This window comes from Flavobacterium sp. MDT1-60, from assembly GCF_014844035.1.
GTDB lineage: Bacteria > Bacteroidota > Bacteroidia > Flavobacteriales > Flavobacteriaceae > Flavobacterium.
Genome location: NZ_CP062159.1, coordinates 2505765 through 2526249, shown reverse-complemented (window position 1 = coordinate 2526249; position 20485 = coordinate 2505765). Strand labels below are relative to the sequence as shown.

The window sequence follows — 20485 nt, the reverse complement described above, 5'->3', positions numbered from 1 at the left end:
TCTTTCAATTTTTAAATTTTCAAATCATTAAATTATACCCTATATTTGCTATCGAATAAAAAAGAATATGGAACAATTTGTAGTATCGGCTCGTAAATACCGCCCACAGACCTTTAAGGATGTTGTAGGCCAGAAAGCCATTACCAACACTTTGCTAAATGCTATAGAAAGCAACCATCTTGCTTCTGCCCTTTTATTCACAGGACCGCGTGGAGTTGGAAAAACAACCTGTGCACGTATTTTAGCCCGTAAAATAAACCAGCCGGGATATGACGATCCAAATGAAGATTTTGCTTTTAACGTTTTTGAGTTAGATGCGGCTTCAAACAACTCGGTTGATGATATTCGTAATCTGATTGATCAGGTTAGAATCCCGCCCCAAACCGGACAATACAAAGTGTATATTATTGACGAGGTTCATATGTTGTCTTCGGCTGCTTTTAATGCTTTCCTTAAAACATTGGAAGAACCGCCAAAGCATGCTATTTTCATTTTAGCAACAACAGAAAAACACAAGATTATTCCAACGATTTTATCTCGTTGCCAGATATTTGATTTCAAAAGAATTACCGTAAAAGATGCTAAAGAACATTTAGCTGATGTTGCAACAAGTCAGGGTATCAATTTTGAAGACGATGCGTTGCACATTATCGCTCAAAAAGCAGATGGTGCCATGCGTGACGCTTTATCGATTTTTGACCGTGTGGTTTCGTACTGCGGAACTAATTTAACACGTCAGGCCGTAACTGAAAACCTAAACGTTTTAGATTACGAAACCTACATCAGCATTACCGATTTACTTTTAGAAAATAAAATTCCGGATCTTTTATTAGCCTACAATGATATTCTGGCAAAAGGTTTTGACGGACATCATTTTATTGCAGGTTTGGCTTCGCACTTTAGAGATTTATTAGTTAGTAAAACTCCGGCAACTTTAAGCTTGCTTGAAGTAGGCGAACAAGCACAACAAATGTATGGTGTTCAGGCTCAAAAATGTTCGCAAGACTTTTTATTAAAAGGAATTGACATTGCAAACGACTGTGATTTAAAATACAAACTAAGCCAGAATCAGCGTCTTTTGGTCGAATTATGTTTGATGCAATTAGCCTCTATCAACTTTGATGGAGAAAAAAAAAAGTTGAGCAATTCATAATTCCGCCTACTTATTTTAAAAATGGAGGATATTCTATTGTAGAAGTTCCAACTGCTATAACTGAAATTCCAAATTTAAAATCCCAAAATCCAAATAATACAACAGCTAACACTGAAATTTCAAATGATAAATCCCAAATTCCAAATTCGGAAAATGGAAATATCAGTGCTTCTGTCGGAACCGTAAATATTGACGCTCAAAAAGCGATTAAAAATCCTGTTGCTCAAGTTGAAAATCAAAATACCTCCACTGAAGATCAACCTAAAAAAGTTTCTGCTTTTTCTCTCGCCAGTATTCGTGCGAAAAAGGAAATGGAAGAGAAGAATAAATCGTATGTAAAACCTTCTTCGGTTTTGCCTACAGAAGATTTTACCGAAACTGAAATGTTAGTGCAGTGGAATAAATATGCACAACGTCTGGGTGATAAAGGTTTTAAAATTATGGAGTCGTTATTATTGATTAACGATCCAAAATTAAACGGTACGGTAATTACACTTGAATTGCCAAATGAAGGTTCTAAATTAGATTTTGAAGGTCAGATTAATGGACTTTTAGGGCATTTAAAAGGGCATTTGCACAATCACGACATTACAATTGAAATTATTGTAAATGAAGCAATAGAAACTAAAAGAAGTTTTAACGATCAGGATCGTTACAATCGTTTGTTAGAAATCAACCCAAATATTGAACTTTTACGTTCAACATTTGGATTGGATTTACTCGGTTAATTTTTTCTGCCACTACATTTTTTATTTATTTCGTAATCCGAAATCATAGACTTTTCTCAGCCATTTTTCTCTTTGAAAATCATTAGCTGTTTTTACAATTCCGACATAACTAACTTTTACGGGTTTTACACCACAAAATTCCAACGTTGATTTTTTAAGTTGATTGACGCTTGGTCTTCCAAAAAACAATCTGTAATACCAGCCAGGCTGATCTAAAGTTGTGATGATGTGCGCTGTTTTCCCTTTTAAAAGTTTATCCCACCAAACTGAATTTTCGCGGTATTGAAAAGCCATTCCAGGCAAAAATAACCGGTCGATAAATCCTTTTGTAATTGCGGGCAAACCACCCCACCAAACAGGATGAATCCAGACTAAGTGATCTGCGTTTTGAATTTTTTCCCACGACTTTATTAAGTCAGGTTCCAGTTCTGTTCGCTTTTGATAACCAAATTGTAAATTTGGATTAAATTGTAATTCAGCAATAGTTATGGTTTCAACTTGTGCGCCTGAGGCAATTGCGCCTTTTTGGTACGAATCTGCAATACCAAAATTGAAACTTGCCGGATTTGGATGGCCATTTATAATTAGTATTTTTTTCATGATTAAACTTTTTACAAAAATACCATTCACCTAAAAAATAGTACTGGACAAATGTCCTATAAAATCGCTTTACGGATACGACTTAAATGTCTTGGAGTTACGCCTAAATAGGAAGCTAAATATTGAAGCGGAATAAGCTGAATGTATTTTTGATGATTCTGATAAAGTTCTTTATAACGTTGCGATCCGGATAATTTCTGAAAAGAAATCATTCTTTTTTGAAGCGTTACATATTCGATTTCAGTTAATTTTCGCCCAATTTCCTGCCAATGAATTCCTAGTTTATAAAGCTTCTCTAAACTTTCACGGCTTATAATCTGCAATTCTGTATCGACTAATGCCTGAATGTTTTCTTCGGCAGCATTTTGTGTTATAAAACTGGAAAATGAAGCCATAAATTCATTTTCGAAAGCAAAACAATTGGTGATTTCATCGCCTTGATGATTGAAAAAATACGATCGTAAAATTCCTTTTTTGATAAAATAAATTTCATTACAAACCTGATTTTCCTTCAATAGAACTTCCCCTTTTTTTAGTTTTCTAAAAGTAATCAGATCATCTAACTGATCTAATTCATTTTGAGGTAAAACATGAATAGATTGAAAAATAGATTTCATTTAAAAAATATTTATTACAAATGGGAAAAATAGGTTTGCCACTAATTTATGTATGATAATATCTTGAAACAATTCGTGAAAATTAGTGTAATTACTTCGCCAGTTCGCTATCGCTCGGGTTGTGACAACTTTTTTATTCGTAAGCTAAATCAAAAAAAAATTACTTAGCAAAAACTCTTTCAATTCTTTTATCAGGAATAAGCCAGGACATTGCAACGATAAAATAGGCTGCACCGGACACCCATTCGTTGTAGAACGATGCTGCAATTCCAATAATATATAAAACTGCAGAAGCTTTTCCTTTCAAATCTTTTGCTAAAGCTTTTGCCAATACAGAATCTTTTCCTTCTACATCTAAAACAGTTTTTTGAAGGATTACGTAAGCAATAGCACAAAGCAGTAAGATACCTCCATAAAATGCCATTGCTTCTTTTGCAAAATTATGCTCGCCCATCCAGCCCGTAGCAACGGGTATTAATGACAACCAGAACAACAAATGCAAATTAGCCCAAAGTATTTTTCCGTTTACTTTTGATAAACCATGAAGTAAATAATGATGATTGTTCCAATAAATTCCAACATAAATAAAACTTAAAACATAGCTTAAAAACTTTGGAACAAGTGGTTTTAAATCGGCAAATTCATGTCCATGAGGCACTTTGATTTCTAAGATCATTATCGTTATAATGATTGCTAAAACACCATCACTAAAAGCTTCAAGTCTGGTTTTGTTCATTGCTAATTAGTTAAATATAAAAAAAAGGTTTGCCACGAATTTCACTAATTTTTTTATTCGTAGTGAATATATTAATTCGTGTAAATTATTGAAATTAGTCGCGAATATTTTTTTTGCCACAGATTAAAAGATTTCACAGATTCTTTAATCTTTTGAATCTGGGCAATCTGTGGCCAATATTTTTAAATTTTACCGTAATACATTGCTTTTACGATTCCGTCAGAAAGTCCAATTTTTGGAACGTAAATTTGGCGCGCTCCACTCCATTTCATCGCATTTAGGTAAATACGGGTTGCGTGGATAATTACGTCGGCACGGTCAGAGTTTAATCCTAATTCGGCGATTCTTTGTTCGTATGTCAATGAATTTAAGAAAGCATATTGTGAATTGATATAAATGTATGAAAGTGGTTTTTCTTGTTGTTTTCCAGACATTTTAAACAATTTATTGATGTTTCCACCAGAACCAATCAATGTTACCTCTTCATAATCTGCTGTATTGGTTTTAATCCATTTTTCGATTTCATCCCAAACAACATCACAAACCATATCATTTAGCAAACGAACTGTTCCTGCTTTAAACGATCTTGAATTAATCATTTTTCCATCAGAGAATAAGGTAAATTCGGTACTTCCACCGCCCACATCTACAAATAAATAAGTCTCATCTGTTTTTAATAAATGATGCAAATCTGTAGAAGCAATAATAGCGGCTTCTTTTTTACCATCTATAATTTCGATTTTTATGTCTGCTTTTTTCTTAATCAAAGCCACAACTTCTTTAGCATTATAAGCTTCGCGCATTGCCGATGTAGCAAACGCCATATAACGTTCTACTTTATGTACTTTCATTAAAAGGTTGAATGCTTTCATGGCATCGACCATTCGATCTATATTTTCTTCTGAAATTTCACCTACAGTAAAGGCATCTTGTCCCAAGCGAATTGGCACACGAACAAGGGAACTTTTATTAAATTGTGGTTCTTTGCCTTCTTGTTCTACAACATTCGATATCAGTAGCCTCATGGCATTTGAACCGATATCTATTGCTGCAAATTTCTTTATATTAATCATGCTCACTTATGATTTGAAATTGATTTTGGTTTTTATTAATTTATTTTCTGTGCAACCTCTTCTAATACCGCAATTTTATTTTGGTAATATTTATAAGTTTCAAGCTGCGCTCTAAATGGGGCATGATGATTTCGAGGCTTGTATTTATTATCCAGTTTATAGGAATGATATCTCACTTTAACATTCCCTTTCCATGCAATATTAAAATTGTCTATTAGTTCTTTTTTAATTTCCAAATCATAAATCGGGCAGGTAACTTCAACTCTTCCGTCAAGATTTCTGGTCATAAAATCGGCCGATGAAATATATACTTCGGTTAAACCGGCATTCCCAAAAATATAAACTCTTGAATGCTCCAGGTAATTATCAACTATACTAATAGCTTCGATGTTTTCGCTCATTCCCGGAATTCCCGGAATCAACGAGCAAATTCCTCTCACCTGCAACTGAATTTTTACTCCGGCATTACTTGCTTCGTATAATTTATCGATCATTTTAAAATCGGACAAACTATTCATTTTAAGCTTAATATGGGTCTTTCTACCCGCCAGTGCATGTAGAATTTCACGATCTATTAGTTTAATAAATTTGGTTCTTGTATAATGTGGCGATATTATTAAATGTTTGTATCGGTGTACTCTATAATTAATATCAAAGAATTCGAAAATTTTAGAAATGTCTTTCAAAATTCCCTGATGGCAAGTAAATAACGTAACATCAGTATAAATTTTTGCAGTTGATTCGTTAAAATTTCCAGTTGAAATAAATCCGTAACGTCTTGTTTTTTCGTCCTCAACTCTCTCAATCACGCATATTTTACTATGTACTTTTAGACCTTTTATACCGAAAATAAGTTCGATGCCTTCTGTCTGCATTTGCTCGGCATACGAAATATTCGTTGCCTCATCAAAACGGGCCTGAAGTTCGATCTGAACCGTTACTTTTTTACCATTTTTAGCCGCATTAATCAAAGAACTGATAATTTGCGAATTCTTAGCCAAACGATATAACGTAATTTTTATACTCGTTACGTGTGGATCTAAAGCAGCTTCACGCAAAAACTTTGTCAAATAAGAAAATGACTGATATGGGGCATGAAGTAAGTAATCTTTTTTATTGATTTTCTCTAGTATACTTCCACCTAAACTTAAACCAGGAATAGGCAATGGTTCGTTTGGTTTATAGAGTAAATCGTATCTTCCTAAATTGGGAAAACTCATATAATCACGACGATTATGGTATCTTCCTCCGGGGATTATACTATCGGTTTCTACAATTTTCATTTTATCCAGAAAGAAACGCAATGTATCTTCTTCAATTAAATTATCATAAATGAAACGAACCGGCTCTCCAATTCTTCTGTCTTTTACTGAAGTTGCAATTTTTTCGAGCATACTTTTGCTCAAATCACTGTCGATATCCAACTGAGCATCTCTGGTAATTTTGATCATATGTGCCGAAACGCTCTTATAATCGAAAATGTTGAAAATATTTTTCAGATTATATCGAATTACGTCATCAATCAGAATAACATAATGTTTATCATCATGTGATGGCAGTACAACGAATCTGTTTATTGTTTTAGGAATTTCGATAACCGCATAACGAACTTCGTCATTTTTATTCATCTCTAACCGAACAGCCAGATATCCTAATGTATCTTTAAGAATTGGGAATTCTGCCAAATCATTCAAGATAATAGTTACCAATTCCGGACTCAATTTCTGGATAAAAAAGTCTTTTAGAAATCTTTCCTGATCCTGCGTAATTTGATCTTCATTAATAATGAATATGTTTTCGGCTTCAAGTTCAGCTTCAATATTACCTAAAATACGAAGACTTTCAGATTGTTGCTGAATAACGATTTCTGTAATATCCTTTACTAACTGATGGGCAGAAACCCCGCCTAAATATTTTTCGCCAGAAATTCCCGAAAGACTTAATCTCCGGATTGCGGCATAGCGAACTCTAAAAAATTCATCTAAATTGTTTGAAAAAATCCCAACAAAACGCAACCTGTCTAAAAGTGGCACTGTGTTATCTCCTGCTTCCTGAAGCACTCTTGCATTAAACGCTAACCAACTTTTTTCTCTATCGATATATTTCTGTTCGTACACTTTATTTATTTTAAATCTTTGGGAAAAATTGTTTTATGGGTTTTGCCTTTATTTATGTTATCCCAGCTTTCACTATCAAATTGAAGTGATACAAAACCTGAAGTTGGAACATTTTCGATAAAAACATCACCAAATTTATTAACAAAATTTGTAATAGCCTCGTTATGTCCGAAAAGAATAATGCTTTCTAAACTATTATCACATGATTTAATAACCTTTTCGAGCTGTTTATCATCAAAAGTATAAAGGTCGTCTTTATAAATGATACTCTCAATAGGATATGAAATATTTTGGGCAAAAATAAGAGCAGTTTCTGAAGCTCGTGCTGCGGTACTACTCCATATGATATAGGTTTTAGGAAGAAATTTTGAAATATTTGTCGATACATCATGCGCATCCAAAATTCCTCTTTTCATTAGAGGCCGGTCAAAGTCTTTTAATGGTGCTTCCCAACTTGATTTAGCATGACGTATTAAAATTAAATTTTTCATATAATGGAGTATTTAGAAACATCTAAAAAGAAGTTCTGAATTATTGAAGTTCTAATTTACAAAAGAAATTTTAATAGTTCTCACTTTTTTATTTCCGTTAACATTTGAACAAAAATTTTAACAAGAAAAAATTAGAAGAAGAATTGATTAAAATTAAAAAATCAAAAACTATCATTTAAAAAAACGTGTACTTCATCTATTAAACTACTCATTTAGTCGATTATTCAAATTAATAAATATTTAACTAAATATTTGATTAATAAGCATTTACGATATCAAAAAAAATGCTATTTGTGATAAAAATCAAAAAAAACACAGCTTTTTTATTTGTTATAAATGACCTTAAAAATTCCTTTTTTGATCATTATTTAACAAAAAAAAGTCATTTCAACGAGTTTTTAGGTTAGTTGCAGAGAAAAAAAATCAAAATAAAATAGTGTATATAACTTTGATTGTGTTAAAATTAAGCAGATCTCAACGAAGCAAAATCCAAAGTTATGATAACTAAAACTACTCTGATAATAGCTATAAAATTTGTAAACAATTGTAAGTATATTTTTTCGTTCAGAAAAAACATCTTCAAAAAAAACATTTTTTCCATACTGTTCTGTTTCATTATACCTATTTCATTTGAACATGCCTGGTCGCTCGATCTTAATCTAAAAATTGAAAGCAACAGAAGTAATAAAATTTCTTCTTTAGATGTCTACAGCAATTCAAATATTCCAAATATTGCACTTATTAGGCCTTTTACCGATTCTTTTAAAAGTACTATAACGGAATTTAGTATTGCTTTTCAATATAAATCCAACAATTCTATAACTGCTTAATTAATTTCATTTAAAAGTATTAAAAGAAATATGCTCCCAATCGAAAACAGGAAAAGTCTTTTTAAACATCAATATTACCGATCGATAATTTTTAATCAAAATAAAAAATTGATTAAAAAAAATATAAGTCTCATAATAAAAGTATTAAAGTTAAAAATTAGAGATTATGAAAAACATTACTTCTTCTTTTAAAAATATTAATATTAAAGGCGTCCTTATAGCGTTACTTTTAATATTTATTACAAATGGCTATTCTCAAAACACATATGATGGAGATTACTGCCCAGGACCCGGTGCAGTTGGTGATGAATATGCAACTGGAACTGTTTATAGCACACTATTATTAGCAAGTCCTTCTTCAACGTGTCAAATTGGAACGATTCGCGCTAAAATTGACACTCAAAATCAAGTATTAAGATTAGGTATGGACATTGGTAATGGTGGTTCGGCACTTTTTAGGTTGTACTTAGATACCGATAACAATCCTTTAACCGGATTAACATCGGATTCATTTGGAGGTACCATTAGTGTAGCTGGTGCCGAATATATCTTAGAAATTAATTCTAATGGAAGTGGTTTTACTTTATATACAGGAAATGGAAATGTTAAAACTCAAACTAACGTTATCCCTCCAGGTCTTGCTGTTCAGGCTGGTAACGCCAATTGTAATTCTGGTGCTACATTTTTAGAGTTTAATATTCCTTTTGGAAGTTTAGGAATTAACATTTGTGATCCAAATAACCCTGGTATAATCAATGTTACAAAATTAGCCTCAGTTAGTGGTAACTCACCTAATTCAAATCAATGTATTAATACCCCACTTACTTTTGGAATTCCACTAAAAGGAACAGTTGGACCAAGCTCAACTATTTGTTCAGGGGCTAGTAGCGCTTTAACAATAACTGGCCTTAATGCTAATTCTACTGTAAGTAAATGGCAATCATCTGTTGCTCCATTTTCAGTGTGGGTAGATATCCCTAATACCGCAGGTTTAACAGCTTATAATACTTCTAATTTAACAGAAACTACAAAATTCAGAGCAATATTTTCTAATTCAGGTTTATGCTCTGGAAATAATATTGCTACAAATGAAGCAACCGTAACGGTAAATACTCCTACTAATTGTTCCATTACTGGTACTACTGGTCCCGTATGTTTGTCTTCTTCTAATGTTTATTCAGCTCCAGCCAGTATGACTTCTTATGCGTGGTCTTTGCCTGCGGCAACTGCAAATGGTGCCACAATTACATCTGCTTTAAATACACAAAACGTAACTGTTTTAGCAGGTTCTACTTGTAATACAACATTTAAATTATTATTAACTACTACTTTAAATGGATGTAGTTCTACTTGTGAAAAAATAGTTACTGTTAACGACACAACGGCACCAATCTGGACAACTCCAGTAGGAACACTTAATACAACTTTGCAATGTAGTGATACTGCCGGTTTAGCAACTGCTCAAGCTAATGCGCCCGTGGCAACAGATAATTGTGGAGGAACAATCACTTATAACAAAACCAGCGGTCAGTTTGTAGCATCTCAATCTTGTAGCAATGCCGGAACGTACACTAATACCTGGATTGCAACTGATGCTTGTACGAATGAATCAACAGCATTTACACAAACAATTACCATTCAAGACACTACTAAACCAACCTGGTCAACAGTTGCCGCCACTTTAAACAGAACTGTAGAGTGTAGCAATGCTCAGGCTCTGACAGATGCTCAGGCCCTATTCCCTGTTGCTTCTGATTTATGTGATACCGATGTAAGCAATATTCAAAAAACAAGCGGCACATTTGTGGCTTCCCAAGGATGTGGCAATGCAGGGACTTACACCAATACATGGACGGTAACAGACGATTGCGGAAATATCTCTGATACTTTTACTCAAATAATCACTATCGAAGATACTACTGCGCCAACATGGTCAACAGCTGCCGCATCTCTTAATGTAACATTGCAATGTAGTGATTTAAGTGGTTTGGCAACGGCTCAGGTTTCATTCCCTGTTGCGTCTGATTTATGTGATACCGATGTAACCAATATTGTAAAAACCAGTGGCCAATTTGTGGCTTCCCAAGGATGTGCCAATGCCGGAACTTACACCAATACCTGGACGGTAACAGACGATTGCGGAAATATCTCTGATACTTTTACTCAAATAATCACCATCGAAGATACTACCGCGCCAACATGGTCAACAGCTGCTGCCTCTCTTAATGTAACGTTACAATGTAGTGACTTAAGCGGATTGGCAACGGCTCAGGCCCTATTCCCTGTTGCTTCTGATTTATGTGATACCGATGTAACCAATATTCAAAAAACAAGCGGCACATTTGTGGCTTCTCAGGGATGTGGCAATGCCGGAACTTACACCAATACCTGGACGGTAACAGACGATTGTGGAAATATCTCTGATACTTTCACTCAGGTAATTACTATTGAAGATACTACTGCACCAACCTGGTCAACAGCAGCTGCATCGCTTAATGTAACTTTACAATGTAGTGATACTGCAGGATTGGCAACGGCTCAGGCCCTATTCCCTGTTGCTTCTGATTTATGTGATACCGATGTAACCAATATTCAAAAAACAAGCGGCACATTTGTGGCTTCTCAGGGATGTGGCAATGCAGGTACTTACACCAATACCTGGACAGTAACAGATGATTGCGGAAATATCTCTGATACTTTTACCCAAATAATCACTATTGAAGATACTACTGCACCAACCTGGTCAACAGCTGCCGCCTCTCTTAATGTAACTTTACAATGCAGTGACTTAAGCGGTTTGGCAACAGCTCAGGCCCTATTCCCTGTTGCTTCTGATTTATGTGATACCGATGTAACCAATATTCAAAAAACAAGCGGCACATTTGTAGCTTCTCAGGGATGTGGCAATGCAGGAACTTACACCAATACATGGACGGTAACAGACGATTGCGGAAATATCTCTGATACTTTTACTCAAATAATCACTATCGAAGATACTACTGCACCAACCTGGTCAACAGCAGCTGCATCGCTTAATGTAACTTTACAATGTAGTGATACTGCAGGATTGGCAACGGCTCAGGCTTCATTCCCTGTTGCATCTGATTTGTGTGATGTTGATGTTTCCAATATCGTAAAAACCAGCGGCACATTTGTGGCTTCCCAAGGATGTGCAAACGCAGGAACTTACACAAATACATGGACAGTAATAGACGATTGTGGAAATATCTCTGATACTTTTACCCAAATAATCACTATCGAAGATACCACTGCGCCAACATGGTCAACAGCTGCGGCATCGCTTAATGTAACATTGCAATGTAGTGATAGTGCAGGATTGGCAACGGCTCAGGCTTCATTCCCTATTGCATCTGATTTATGTGATACCGATGTAACTAATATTCAAAAAACCAGTGGCACATTTATGGCTTCTCAAGGATGTGGCAATGCAGGGACTTACACCAATACATGGACAGTAACAGATGATTGCGGAAATACCTCCGATACTTTTACTCAAATAATTACCATCGAAGATACCACTGCACCAACATGGTCAACAGCTGCCGCATCGCTTAATGTAACATTGCAATGTAGTGATACTGCAGGATTGGCAACGGCTCAGGCCTCATTCCCTGTTGCATCTGATTTGTGTGATGTTGATGTTTCCAATATCGTAAAAACCAGCGGCACATTTGTGGCTTCCCAAGGATGTGCAAACGCAGGAACTTACACAAATACATGGACAGTAATAGACGATTGTGGAAATATCTCTGATACTTTTACCCAAATAATCACTATCGAAGATACCACTGCGCCAACATGGTCAACAGCTGCGGCATCGCTTAATGTAACATTGCAATGTAGTGATAGTGCAGGATTGGCAACAGCTCAGGCTTCATTCCCAACAGCTTCTGATTTATGTGATACCGATGTAACCAATATTCAAAAAACAAGCGGATCATTTGTAGCCTCTCAGGGATGTGCCAACGCCGGTACTTACACCAATACCTGGACGGTAACAGATGATTGCGGAAATACCTCCGATACTTTTACTCAAATAATTACCATCGAAGATACCACTGCACCAACATGGTCAACAGCTGCCGCATCGCTTAATGTAACATTGCAATGTAGTGATACTGCAGGATTGGCAACGGCTCAGGCCTCATTCCCTGTTGCATCTGATTTGTGTGATGTTGATGTTTCCAATATCGTAAAAACCAGCGGCACATTTGTGGCTTCCCAAGGATGTGCAAACGCAGGAACTTACACAAATACATGGACAGTAATAGACGATTGCGGAAATATCTCTGATACTTTTACTCAAATAATTACCATCGAAGATACCACTGCACCAACATGGTCAACAGCTGCCGCATCGCTTAATGTAACATTGCAATGTAGTGATACTGCAGGATTGGCAACGGCTCAGGCCTCATTCCCTGTTGCATCTGATTTGTGTGATGTTGATGTTTCCAATATCGTAAAAACCAGCGGCACATTTGTGGCTTCCCAAGGATGTGCAAACGCAGGAACTTACACAAATACATGGACAGTAATAGACGATTGTGGAAATATCTCTGATACTTTTACCCAAATAATCACTATCGAAGATACCACTGCGCCAACATGGTCAACAGCTGCGGCATCGCTTAATGTAACATTGCAATGTAGTGATAGTGCAGGATTGGCAACAGCTCAGGCTTCATTCCCAACAGCTTCTGATTTATGTGATACCGATGTAACCAATATTCAAAAAACAAGCGGATCATTTGTAGCCTCTCAGGGATGTGCCAACGCCGGTACTTACACCAATACCTGGACGGTAACAGATGATTGCGGAAATATCTCTGATACTTTTACTCAAATAATCACTATCGAAGATACTACTGCGCCAACATGGTCAACAGCTGCCGCATCGCTTAATGTAACATTGCAATGCAGTGATTTAAGTGGTTTGGCAACAGCTCAGGCCTCAATCCCTGTTGCTTCTGATTTGTGTGATACCGATGTAAGCAATATTCAAAAAACAAGCGGATCATTTGTAGCTTCTCAGGGATGTGGCAATGCAGGAACTTATACCAATACATGGACTGTAACAGACGATTGCGGAAATACCTCTGATACTTTTACCCAAATAATCACTATCGAAGATACTACCGCACCAACCTGGTCAACAGCTGCTGCCTCTCTTAATGTAACATTGCAATGTAGTGACTTAAGTGGTTTGGCAACGGCTCAGGCCTCATTCCCAACAGCTAGTGATTTATGTGATACCGATGTAACCAATATTCAAAAAACAAGCGGATCATTTGTGGCTTCTCAGGGATGTGGCAATGCAGGAACTTATACCAATACATGGACTGTAACAGACGATTGCGGAAATACCTCTGATACTTTTACCCAAATAATCACTATCGAAGATACTACCGCACCAACCTGGTCAACAGCTGCTGCCTCTCTTAATGTAACATTGCAATGTAGTGACTTAAGTGGTTTGGCAACGGCTCAGGCCTCATTCCCAACAACTAGTGATTTATGTGATACCGATGTAACCAATATTCAAAAAACAAGCGGATCATTTGTGGCTTCTCAGGGATGTGCCAACGCAGGGACTTACACCAATACATGGACGGTAACAGACGATTGCGGAAATATCTCTGATACTTTTACTCAAATAATTACCATCGAAGATACTACTGCACCAACCTGGTCAACAACAGCTACAGCCTTAAACATTACTTTACAATGTAGCGACACTGAAGGTTTGGAAACAGCGAAGGCTTCATTCCCAACAGCTTCTGATTTATGTGATGTTGATGTTTCCAATATCGTAAAAACCTGTGGTCAGTTTGTGGCTTCTCAGGGATGTGCCAACGCCGGTACTTACACCAATACCTGGACGGTAACAGACGATTGTGGAAATATCTCTGATACTTTTACTCAGATAATTACCATCGAAGATACTACCGCGCCAACATGGTCAACAGCAGCTGCATCCCTTAATGTAACTTTACAATGTAGTGATACTGAAGGATTGGCAACGGCTCAGGCTTCATTCCCAACGGCTACTGATTTATGTGATACCGATGTAACCAATATTCAAAAAACCAGCGGCACATTTGTGGCTTCCCAAGGATGTGCAAACGCCGGTACTTATACCAATACCTGGACGGTAACAGATGATTGTGGAAATATCTCTGATACTTTTACTCAGATAATTACCATCGAAGATACTACCGCGCCAACATGGTCAACAGCAGCTGCATCCCTTAATGTAACTTTACAATGTAGTGATTTAAGTGGTTTGGCAACAGCGCAAGCCTCAATCCCTGTTGCGTCTGATTTATGTGATCTTGATGTTACCAATATCGAAAAAGTAAGTGGACAATTTGTTGCCTCTGAAGGATGTGCAAATGCCGGGACTTACACCAATACCTGGACGGTAACAGACGATTGCGGAAATATCTCTGATACTTTTACCCAAATAATCACTATTGAAGATACTACTGCGCCAACCTGGTCAACAGCTGCTGCCTCTCTTAATGTAACATTACAATGTAGTGATTTAAGTGGTTTGGCAACAGCGCAAGCCTCAATCCCTGTTGCGTCTGATTTATGTGATCTTGATGTTACCAATATCGAAAAAGTAAGTGGACAATTTGTTGCCTCTGAAGGATGTGCAAATGCCGGTACTTATACCAATACATGGATTGTAAAAGACGATTGCGGAAATACCTCTGATACTTTTACACAAATAATTACTATCGAAGATACTACTGCACCAACCTGGTCAACAGCTGCTGCCTCTCTTAATGTAACATTACAATGTAGTGATTTAAGTGGTTTGGCAACAGCGCAAGCCTCAATCCCTGTTGCGTCTGATTTATGTGATCTTGATGTTACCAATATCGAAAAAGTAAGTGGACAATTTGTTGCCTCTGAAGGATGTGCAAATGCCGGTACTTATACCAATACATGGATTGTAAAAGACGATTGCGGAAATACCTCTGATACTTTTACACAAATAATTACTATCGAAGATACTACTGCACCAACATGGTCAACAGCTGCTACTGCCTTAAACATTACTTTACAGTGTAGCGACACTGAAGGATTGGCAACCGCTCAAACCTTATTTCCTATGGCTTCTGATTTATGTGATGCCAATGTAACCAATATTCAAAAAACAAGTGGATCGTTTGTTGCCCAACAATGTTTAAACACTGGGACTTATACCAATACATGGACTGCAACAGACGATTGTGGAAATATCTCTGATACTTTTACCCAGGTAATTACTATTGAAGATACCACTGCGCCAACCTGGTCAACAGCAGCTACAGCCTTAAATATTACTTTACAATGTAGTGACACTGAAGGATTTGCGACGGCTCAAAATCAAGCGCCAGTTGCGACAGATAATTGTGGAGGTACAGTAACTTATACTAAAACAAGTGGTCTATTACAAAAAGGAAGTTGTGGAAGTACCGGAACTTACACTAATACATGGGTTGCTAAAGATGTTTGTAATAATTCATCAACAACTTTTACTCAGGTAATAACTATTGAAGATAATGCTGCGCCATCCTGGATTACTACAGCTGGAACTTTAAATGTGACTTTACAATGTAGCGATAATGTTGGATTGACAGCTGCCCAAAATCAGGCTCCAACTGCAACTGCAAATTGTACAATTGTTACTTACATTAAAACAAGTGGGGCATTTGTAGCTTCTCAATCCTGTGCCAATGCCGGAACATATACCAATAGTTGGATCGCAAAAGATGATTGTGGAAATATTACGGATGCTTTCATTCAGGTAATTACTATCGAAGATACTACAGCACCAACATGGTCAACAGCTGCTACTGCCTTAAATGTAACATTGCAATGCAGTGACCTAAGCGGTTTGGCAACTGCGCAGGCTTCATTCCCTGTTGCAACTGATTTGTGTGATACTGATGTTGTCAATATCGAAAAAGTAAGTGGACAATTTGTTGCCTCTGAAGGATGTGCAAATGCCGGAACTTATACCAATACATGGACTGTTAAAGACGATTGTGGAAATATCTCTGATACTTTTACTCAGGTAATTACTATTGAAGATACCACTGCACCAACATGGTCAATAGCTGCTACTGCCTTAAATGTAACATTGCAATGCAGTGATCTAAGCGGTTTGGCAACTGCGCAGGCTTCATTCCCTGTTGCAACTGATTTATGTGATACTGATGTTCTCAATATCGAAAAAGTAAGTGGACAATTTGTTGCCTCTGAAGGATGTGCAAATGCAGGAACTTATACCAATACATGGACTGTTAAAGACGATTGTGGAAATATTTCGGATACTTTCACTCAGGTAATTACTATCGAAGATACTACGGCACCAACATGGACCACACAATCTTCTATCTTAAATCAAACAATAGAATGCAGTGACACCGAAGCTTTGGCATCGGCGCAAGCCACATTCCCTGTTGCAACTGATTTGTGTGATACTGATGTTGCCAATATCGAAAAAGTAAGTGGACTATTTGTTGCCTCTGAAGGATGTGCAAATGCCGGTACTTATACCAATACGTGGACTGTAAAAGACGATTGTGGAAATACCTCTGATACTTTTACTCAGGTAATCACTATTCAGGATACCACCTCTCCAATATTTATTGGAGATCTTCCGCAAAACATTACAGTTTCATGTGATGCCGTTCCTGAACCTGCTACAGTAGAAGCTTCTGATAATTGCAATGGAAATTTACCAATTGTATTCTCTGAAATCAAAAGTGGTATTCAAAATGAATGCAATACCAACTATACTTTAACCCGTAAATGGACAACAAGTGATTGTGGTGGAAATATAGCTTCGTATACTCAAATTATAAAAGTTGAAGATACAACGGCACCAACAGGAACAGCTCCAACAGATGTTGCTAATTTGCAAAGTATAGCTGATATTCCAGCAGGAAGTCCAACTGATATTAAAGATGCTGCAGACAATTGTAGCACAAATGTAACTATTACCGTAAGCGACACTAATAATGAAGCAAGTGGTTGTGAAGGAAATGCCTATATTCTTACCAGAACATACACTTTAACAGATTGTGCCGGTAATAAAACAGAATTAAAACAAACCTTTACTGTAGAAAATAAAGTTGCTGTATCTGGTGTTGTTTCAAACGTAACTTGTTTCGGAGAAAAAGATGGTTCAATTTTAGTGACCAATACTCCCGGATCAACAGTTGTTATAACCAATGAAAAAAATGAAGTTGTTGGAAATGCTAATTTACCAGCCGGAACTTATACGCTTACAGCAACATCATCTGTAAATAGTGGCAACCAAACTTGTACAGCCATTGCTACAGTAATTATAACTGAGCCTAGTTATAGAATTAAAATCTCTGGACAAATAATAAATGTCGACACCAATACACCAATTGCAAACGTACCTGTAACACTGATTCCGCAAGGAACAACAGCAGGCCCTATTTTGTTCCGTTTAACGGGAGAAAACGGAATGTATACTTTCTCAGGTATGGCTGCTGGTAGTTATTTAGTTCAGGTTCAGGATGCCAATTTAAATAGTGCTTATCAATTATATCCTGTAGATAGTAGTTTATTCTTTACTACTCTTGAAGACTGCAAATTCCAGGTTCATAACTTTGAATATGGAAAATCAAATCTTCCAGTATTAGGCGATTATGTTTGGTACGATACAAATGCAAACGGAATTCAGGATGAATGGTATGATGCCAATAATGATGGTGTTGTAACTAAAAACATTCCGGACAGCGAAGGTGCTATTGTATACAGCCTTTGGGAATGGATCGATTTTAATGGAGATGGAAGTTATAAAGGTCCACAAAATGTCGGTGAATTAAATGCAGGTGGTTTCGGAAATGCATCAAGTCCAAATGTTATTGTTGATGGTCCAAACGGATATCATGCAGAAGTAATTATAGGAATTCAGGGATATTGGAGAAACCGACCAGAAAGTGAAAATCCATATGGCGTTTACAATGTGAAGTTAGTTCACGATACAAACTTAGATGCGATTGCAACTGCCTTAGGAATTACAGGCTTAGTAAAAGTACTGCCATCAGTTGCAGACAAAAAAGGACCTTCTAAAACGAATAAAACACAATTGCACACGGTTTGTCAAACGACAACAAACGCAGGATATATTGTAAATGTGACACCCGAAGATTTAGTACACTTAGATATTGACTTTGGTGTAAATTGTAAAGAATACCAGGATATTGTTGCCAACGACGATAGCGCAGGTCCAATAGCCGGTGTTAATCATACTACAACAAATGTACTGAATGTGTTACCAAATGATACGATTGAAGGCGTACCTGTAACAGCTTCAGCTATGATAGTAACGACTGTAACACCAAATGAATTTTTACAATTAAATCCTGATGGTTCTGTAGATGTTTTACCAAATGCACCAGTTGGTACATTAACAATGGTTTATCAAATTTGCGAAGCAGATCAAAGTTCAAATTGTGATACTGCAACCGTTACCGTTACAATTGTAGCACCGGTAATGACTGTTACAGCAATGGCGATTTGTGTAAATGATGTTCCATATGTAGATTATGTTGTAACACCTGGCAATTTCACACCGGTAAATGGTGTAACAATAACCTGGGCAGGTACTGGTAACAATGTTATTGCTACCATGAACAACTTACCACTTAGTGGCCGCGTATTATGGCCAGGAGCTGTAGTAGATCAGGCTGGCAATGGTGTCGATTGGCCTGGATGGTTATTCCAAAACAATCAATGGGTTCAGGGTGCTGATGGTTTTGAAACCTTACGTCCTACAGCTACTTTAACTATATCTGTTAATCCGTCAGAAACTATAGTAGTAAATTATCCGCCTGCAGATCCTTATTGTATTGCCAGACCAACATTTGCAATAGTAGCCAATGATGATAACGCAGGACCAATAAGTGGTAACAATGGAGGCACAAACGTAGTAAATGTTTACACTAATGATACTTTGAATGGTAATGTGATCAATCCTGCTGATGTGACTTTAACAACCGTAACACCTGACCCAACCGGAACTTTGACACTAAATCCTAACGGCTCAATAAATGTGGCTGCAAACACGCCTACAGGAACTTATACATTAACCTATCAAATTTGTGAAAATGCCGACTTTGGAAACTGTGATACTGCTACAGTAAGTGTGACTGTAATCTTTATACCTCCTGTGCTTACAGCTTTTGCTGATACCTATAGTGTTACTTGTAATGGATTTGGAGTTGTTGGAAATATTTTAAGCAATGATAAAATAGATATTGGACCAGCTACAATAGACCTATTAAATCTAACTATACTTCCTGGTTCTCAAGGCAATGCCGGAATTACAGTAGATGCATTAGGAAATGTAAACGTTGCAAGTACAACGCCTCCTGGAACGTATAGTTATGAGTATCAAATCTGTCTTAAAAAATTCCCTGCGATTTGTGTTACAAGAAGCATTTCTATAGCTGTTCTTCCTACTGTATCAAATCTTACCGGGGAGGCTTGTGCTGACGATTCTACCCTTATTGATTTACTTTCTTTATTACCGGAAAACACATCAATAAATGGAACCTGGGTTGATACAAATAGTAGTAATGCTTTACAAGGAAATATTCTTAACCCATTTGGTCTTGCTCTTGGTAATTATGCATTTGAATATAAAATAACAGATCAAAATTGTCCAAGAAGCATATTCCTTTCGATGGAAATAAACGATGACTGTAAAGTATTAGCTTGTACAAATGTCGTGATACACAATGCTTTCTCTCCAAATGGTGATGGAATAAATGATGTATTTAAAATTGACGGTATTGATGAGATAACCTGTTATCCTGAAAATACGGTTGAAATTTATAACCGTTGGGGAATATTAGTATTTGAAACTTCTAATTACAACAATACAACCAACGCATTCGACGGAACTTCAAGAGGAAGAACGACTATTAAAAAATCTGACGGTCTTCCAACCGGAACGTATTTCTACATTATTAATTATAAATCCTTAGATGGAAACAATGTAATACAATCTAACAAAAGGGATGGTTACCTTTATCTGTCAAAATAAAGACACTTATTATGTATTTCGCTGTAAAACCTAC

The 20485-nt window shown here is 36.6% G+C and carries 9 protein-coding genes; 3 read left to right on the top strand and 6 right to left on the bottom strand.

The annotated features are described in order from the left end of the window. Nucleotides 1–67: 67 nt before the first annotated feature. Together dnaX and IHE43_RS10890 are read left to right on the top strand one after the other, a co-directional pair. Nucleotides 68–1153 carry a DNA polymerase III subunit gamma/tau gene (gene dnaX, locus IHE43_RS10895; protein WP_192187953.1) on the top strand — a complete coding sequence of 362 codons (1086 nt, stop codon included), beginning with the start codon at nt 68–70 and terminating at the stop codon, nt 1151–1153. Nucleotides 1154–1464: 311 nt separating this feature from the next. Next, on the top strand, nt 1465–1881 hold the full coding sequence (locus IHE43_RS10890; RefSeq protein WP_225585465.1) for a DNA polymerase III subunit gamma/tau: 417 nt from the start codon (nt 1465–1467) through the stop codon (nt 1879–1881). Nucleotides 1882–1902: 21 nt separating this feature from the next. Here the strand turns inward: IHE43_RS10890 and IHE43_RS10885 are convergent, their stop codons facing one another. The 6 genes from IHE43_RS10885 to IHE43_RS10860 all read right to left on the bottom strand — a co-directional run bounded on the left by IHE43_RS10885 (nt 1903) and on the right by IHE43_RS10860 (nt 7515). Continuing rightward, a complete protein-coding gene (locus tag IHE43_RS10885; RefSeq protein ID WP_192187952.1) occupies nt 1903–2481 on the bottom strand; it encodes an NAD(P)H-dependent oxidoreductase in 579 nt (192 codons plus the stop codon). Nucleotides 2482–2537: 56 nt separating this feature from the next. Beyond that, a complete protein-coding gene (locus tag IHE43_RS10880; protein ID WP_192187951.1) occupies nt 2538–3098 on the bottom strand; it encodes a Crp/Fnr family transcriptional regulator in 561 nt (186 codons plus the stop codon). 160 nt (nt 3099–3258) lie between these two features. Beyond that, the gene (locus IHE43_RS10875; RefSeq protein WP_192187950.1) at nt 3259–3834 is read right to left on the bottom strand and encodes a TMEM175 family protein; all 576 of its coding nucleotides are present in this window, start codon (nt 3832–3834) and stop codon (nt 3259–3261) included. A gap of 182 nt (nt 3835–4016) precedes the next feature. Continuing rightward, nucleotides 4017–4907, bottom strand: coding sequence for a Ppx/GppA phosphatase family protein (locus IHE43_RS10870; protein WP_072976074.1), 891 nt, complete (start codon nt 4905–4907; stop codon nt 4017–4019). A 35-nt stretch (nt 4908–4942) separates the two neighbouring features. Beyond that, nucleotides 4943–7024, bottom strand: coding sequence for a polyphosphate kinase 1 (ppk1, locus tag IHE43_RS10865; protein ID WP_192187949.1), 2082 nt, complete (start codon nt 7022–7024; stop codon nt 4943–4945). Between the two features lie 5 nt (nt 7025–7029). Beyond that, complete coding sequence (locus IHE43_RS10860; RefSeq protein WP_192187948.1) at nt 7030–7515, bottom strand: histidine phosphatase family protein; 486 nt, start codon at nt 7513–7515, stop codon at nt 7030–7032. Nucleotides 7516–8511: 996 nt separating this feature from the next. Here IHE43_RS10860 and IHE43_RS10855 point away from each other — a divergent pair. Beyond that, on the top strand, nt 8512–20451 hold the full coding sequence (locus IHE43_RS10855; protein WP_192187947.1) for a gliding motility-associated C-terminal domain-containing protein: 11940 nt from the start codon (nt 8512–8514) through the stop codon (nt 20449–20451). The last annotated feature ends 34 nt before the right edge of the window (nt 20452–20485 follow it).

Bases quoted from the DNA above. Each gene is read 5' to 3' on its own strand.
- dnaX (WP_192187953.1), top strand. From the start codon at position 68: ATGGAACAATTTGTAGTATCGGCTCGTAAATACCGCCCACAGACCTTT.
- IHE43_RS10890 (WP_225585465.1), top strand. From the start codon at position 1,465: ATGGAAGAGAAGAATAAATCGTATGTAAAACCTTCTTCGGTTTTGCCT.
- IHE43_RS10885 (WP_192187952.1), bottom strand. From the start codon at position 2,481: ATGAAAAAAATACTAATTATAAATGGCCATCCAAATCCGGCAAGTTTC.
- IHE43_RS10880 (WP_192187951.1), bottom strand. From the start codon at position 3,098: ATGAAATCTATTTTTCAATCTATTCATGTTTTACCTCAAAATGAATTA.
- IHE43_RS10875 (WP_192187950.1), bottom strand. From the start codon at position 3,834: ATGAACAAAACCAGACTTGAAGCTTTTAGTGATGGTGTTTTAGCAATC.
- IHE43_RS10870 (WP_072976074.1), bottom strand. From the start codon at position 4,907: ATGATTAATATAAAGAAATTTGCAGCAATAGATATCGGTTCAAATGCC.
- IHE43_RS10860 (WP_192187948.1), bottom strand. From the start codon at position 7,515: ATGAAAAATTTAATTTTAATACGTCATGCTAAATCAAGTTGGGAAGCA.
- IHE43_RS10855 (WP_192187947.1), top strand. From the start codon at position 8,512: ATGAAAAACATTACTTCTTCTTTTAAAAATATTAATATTAAAGGCGTC.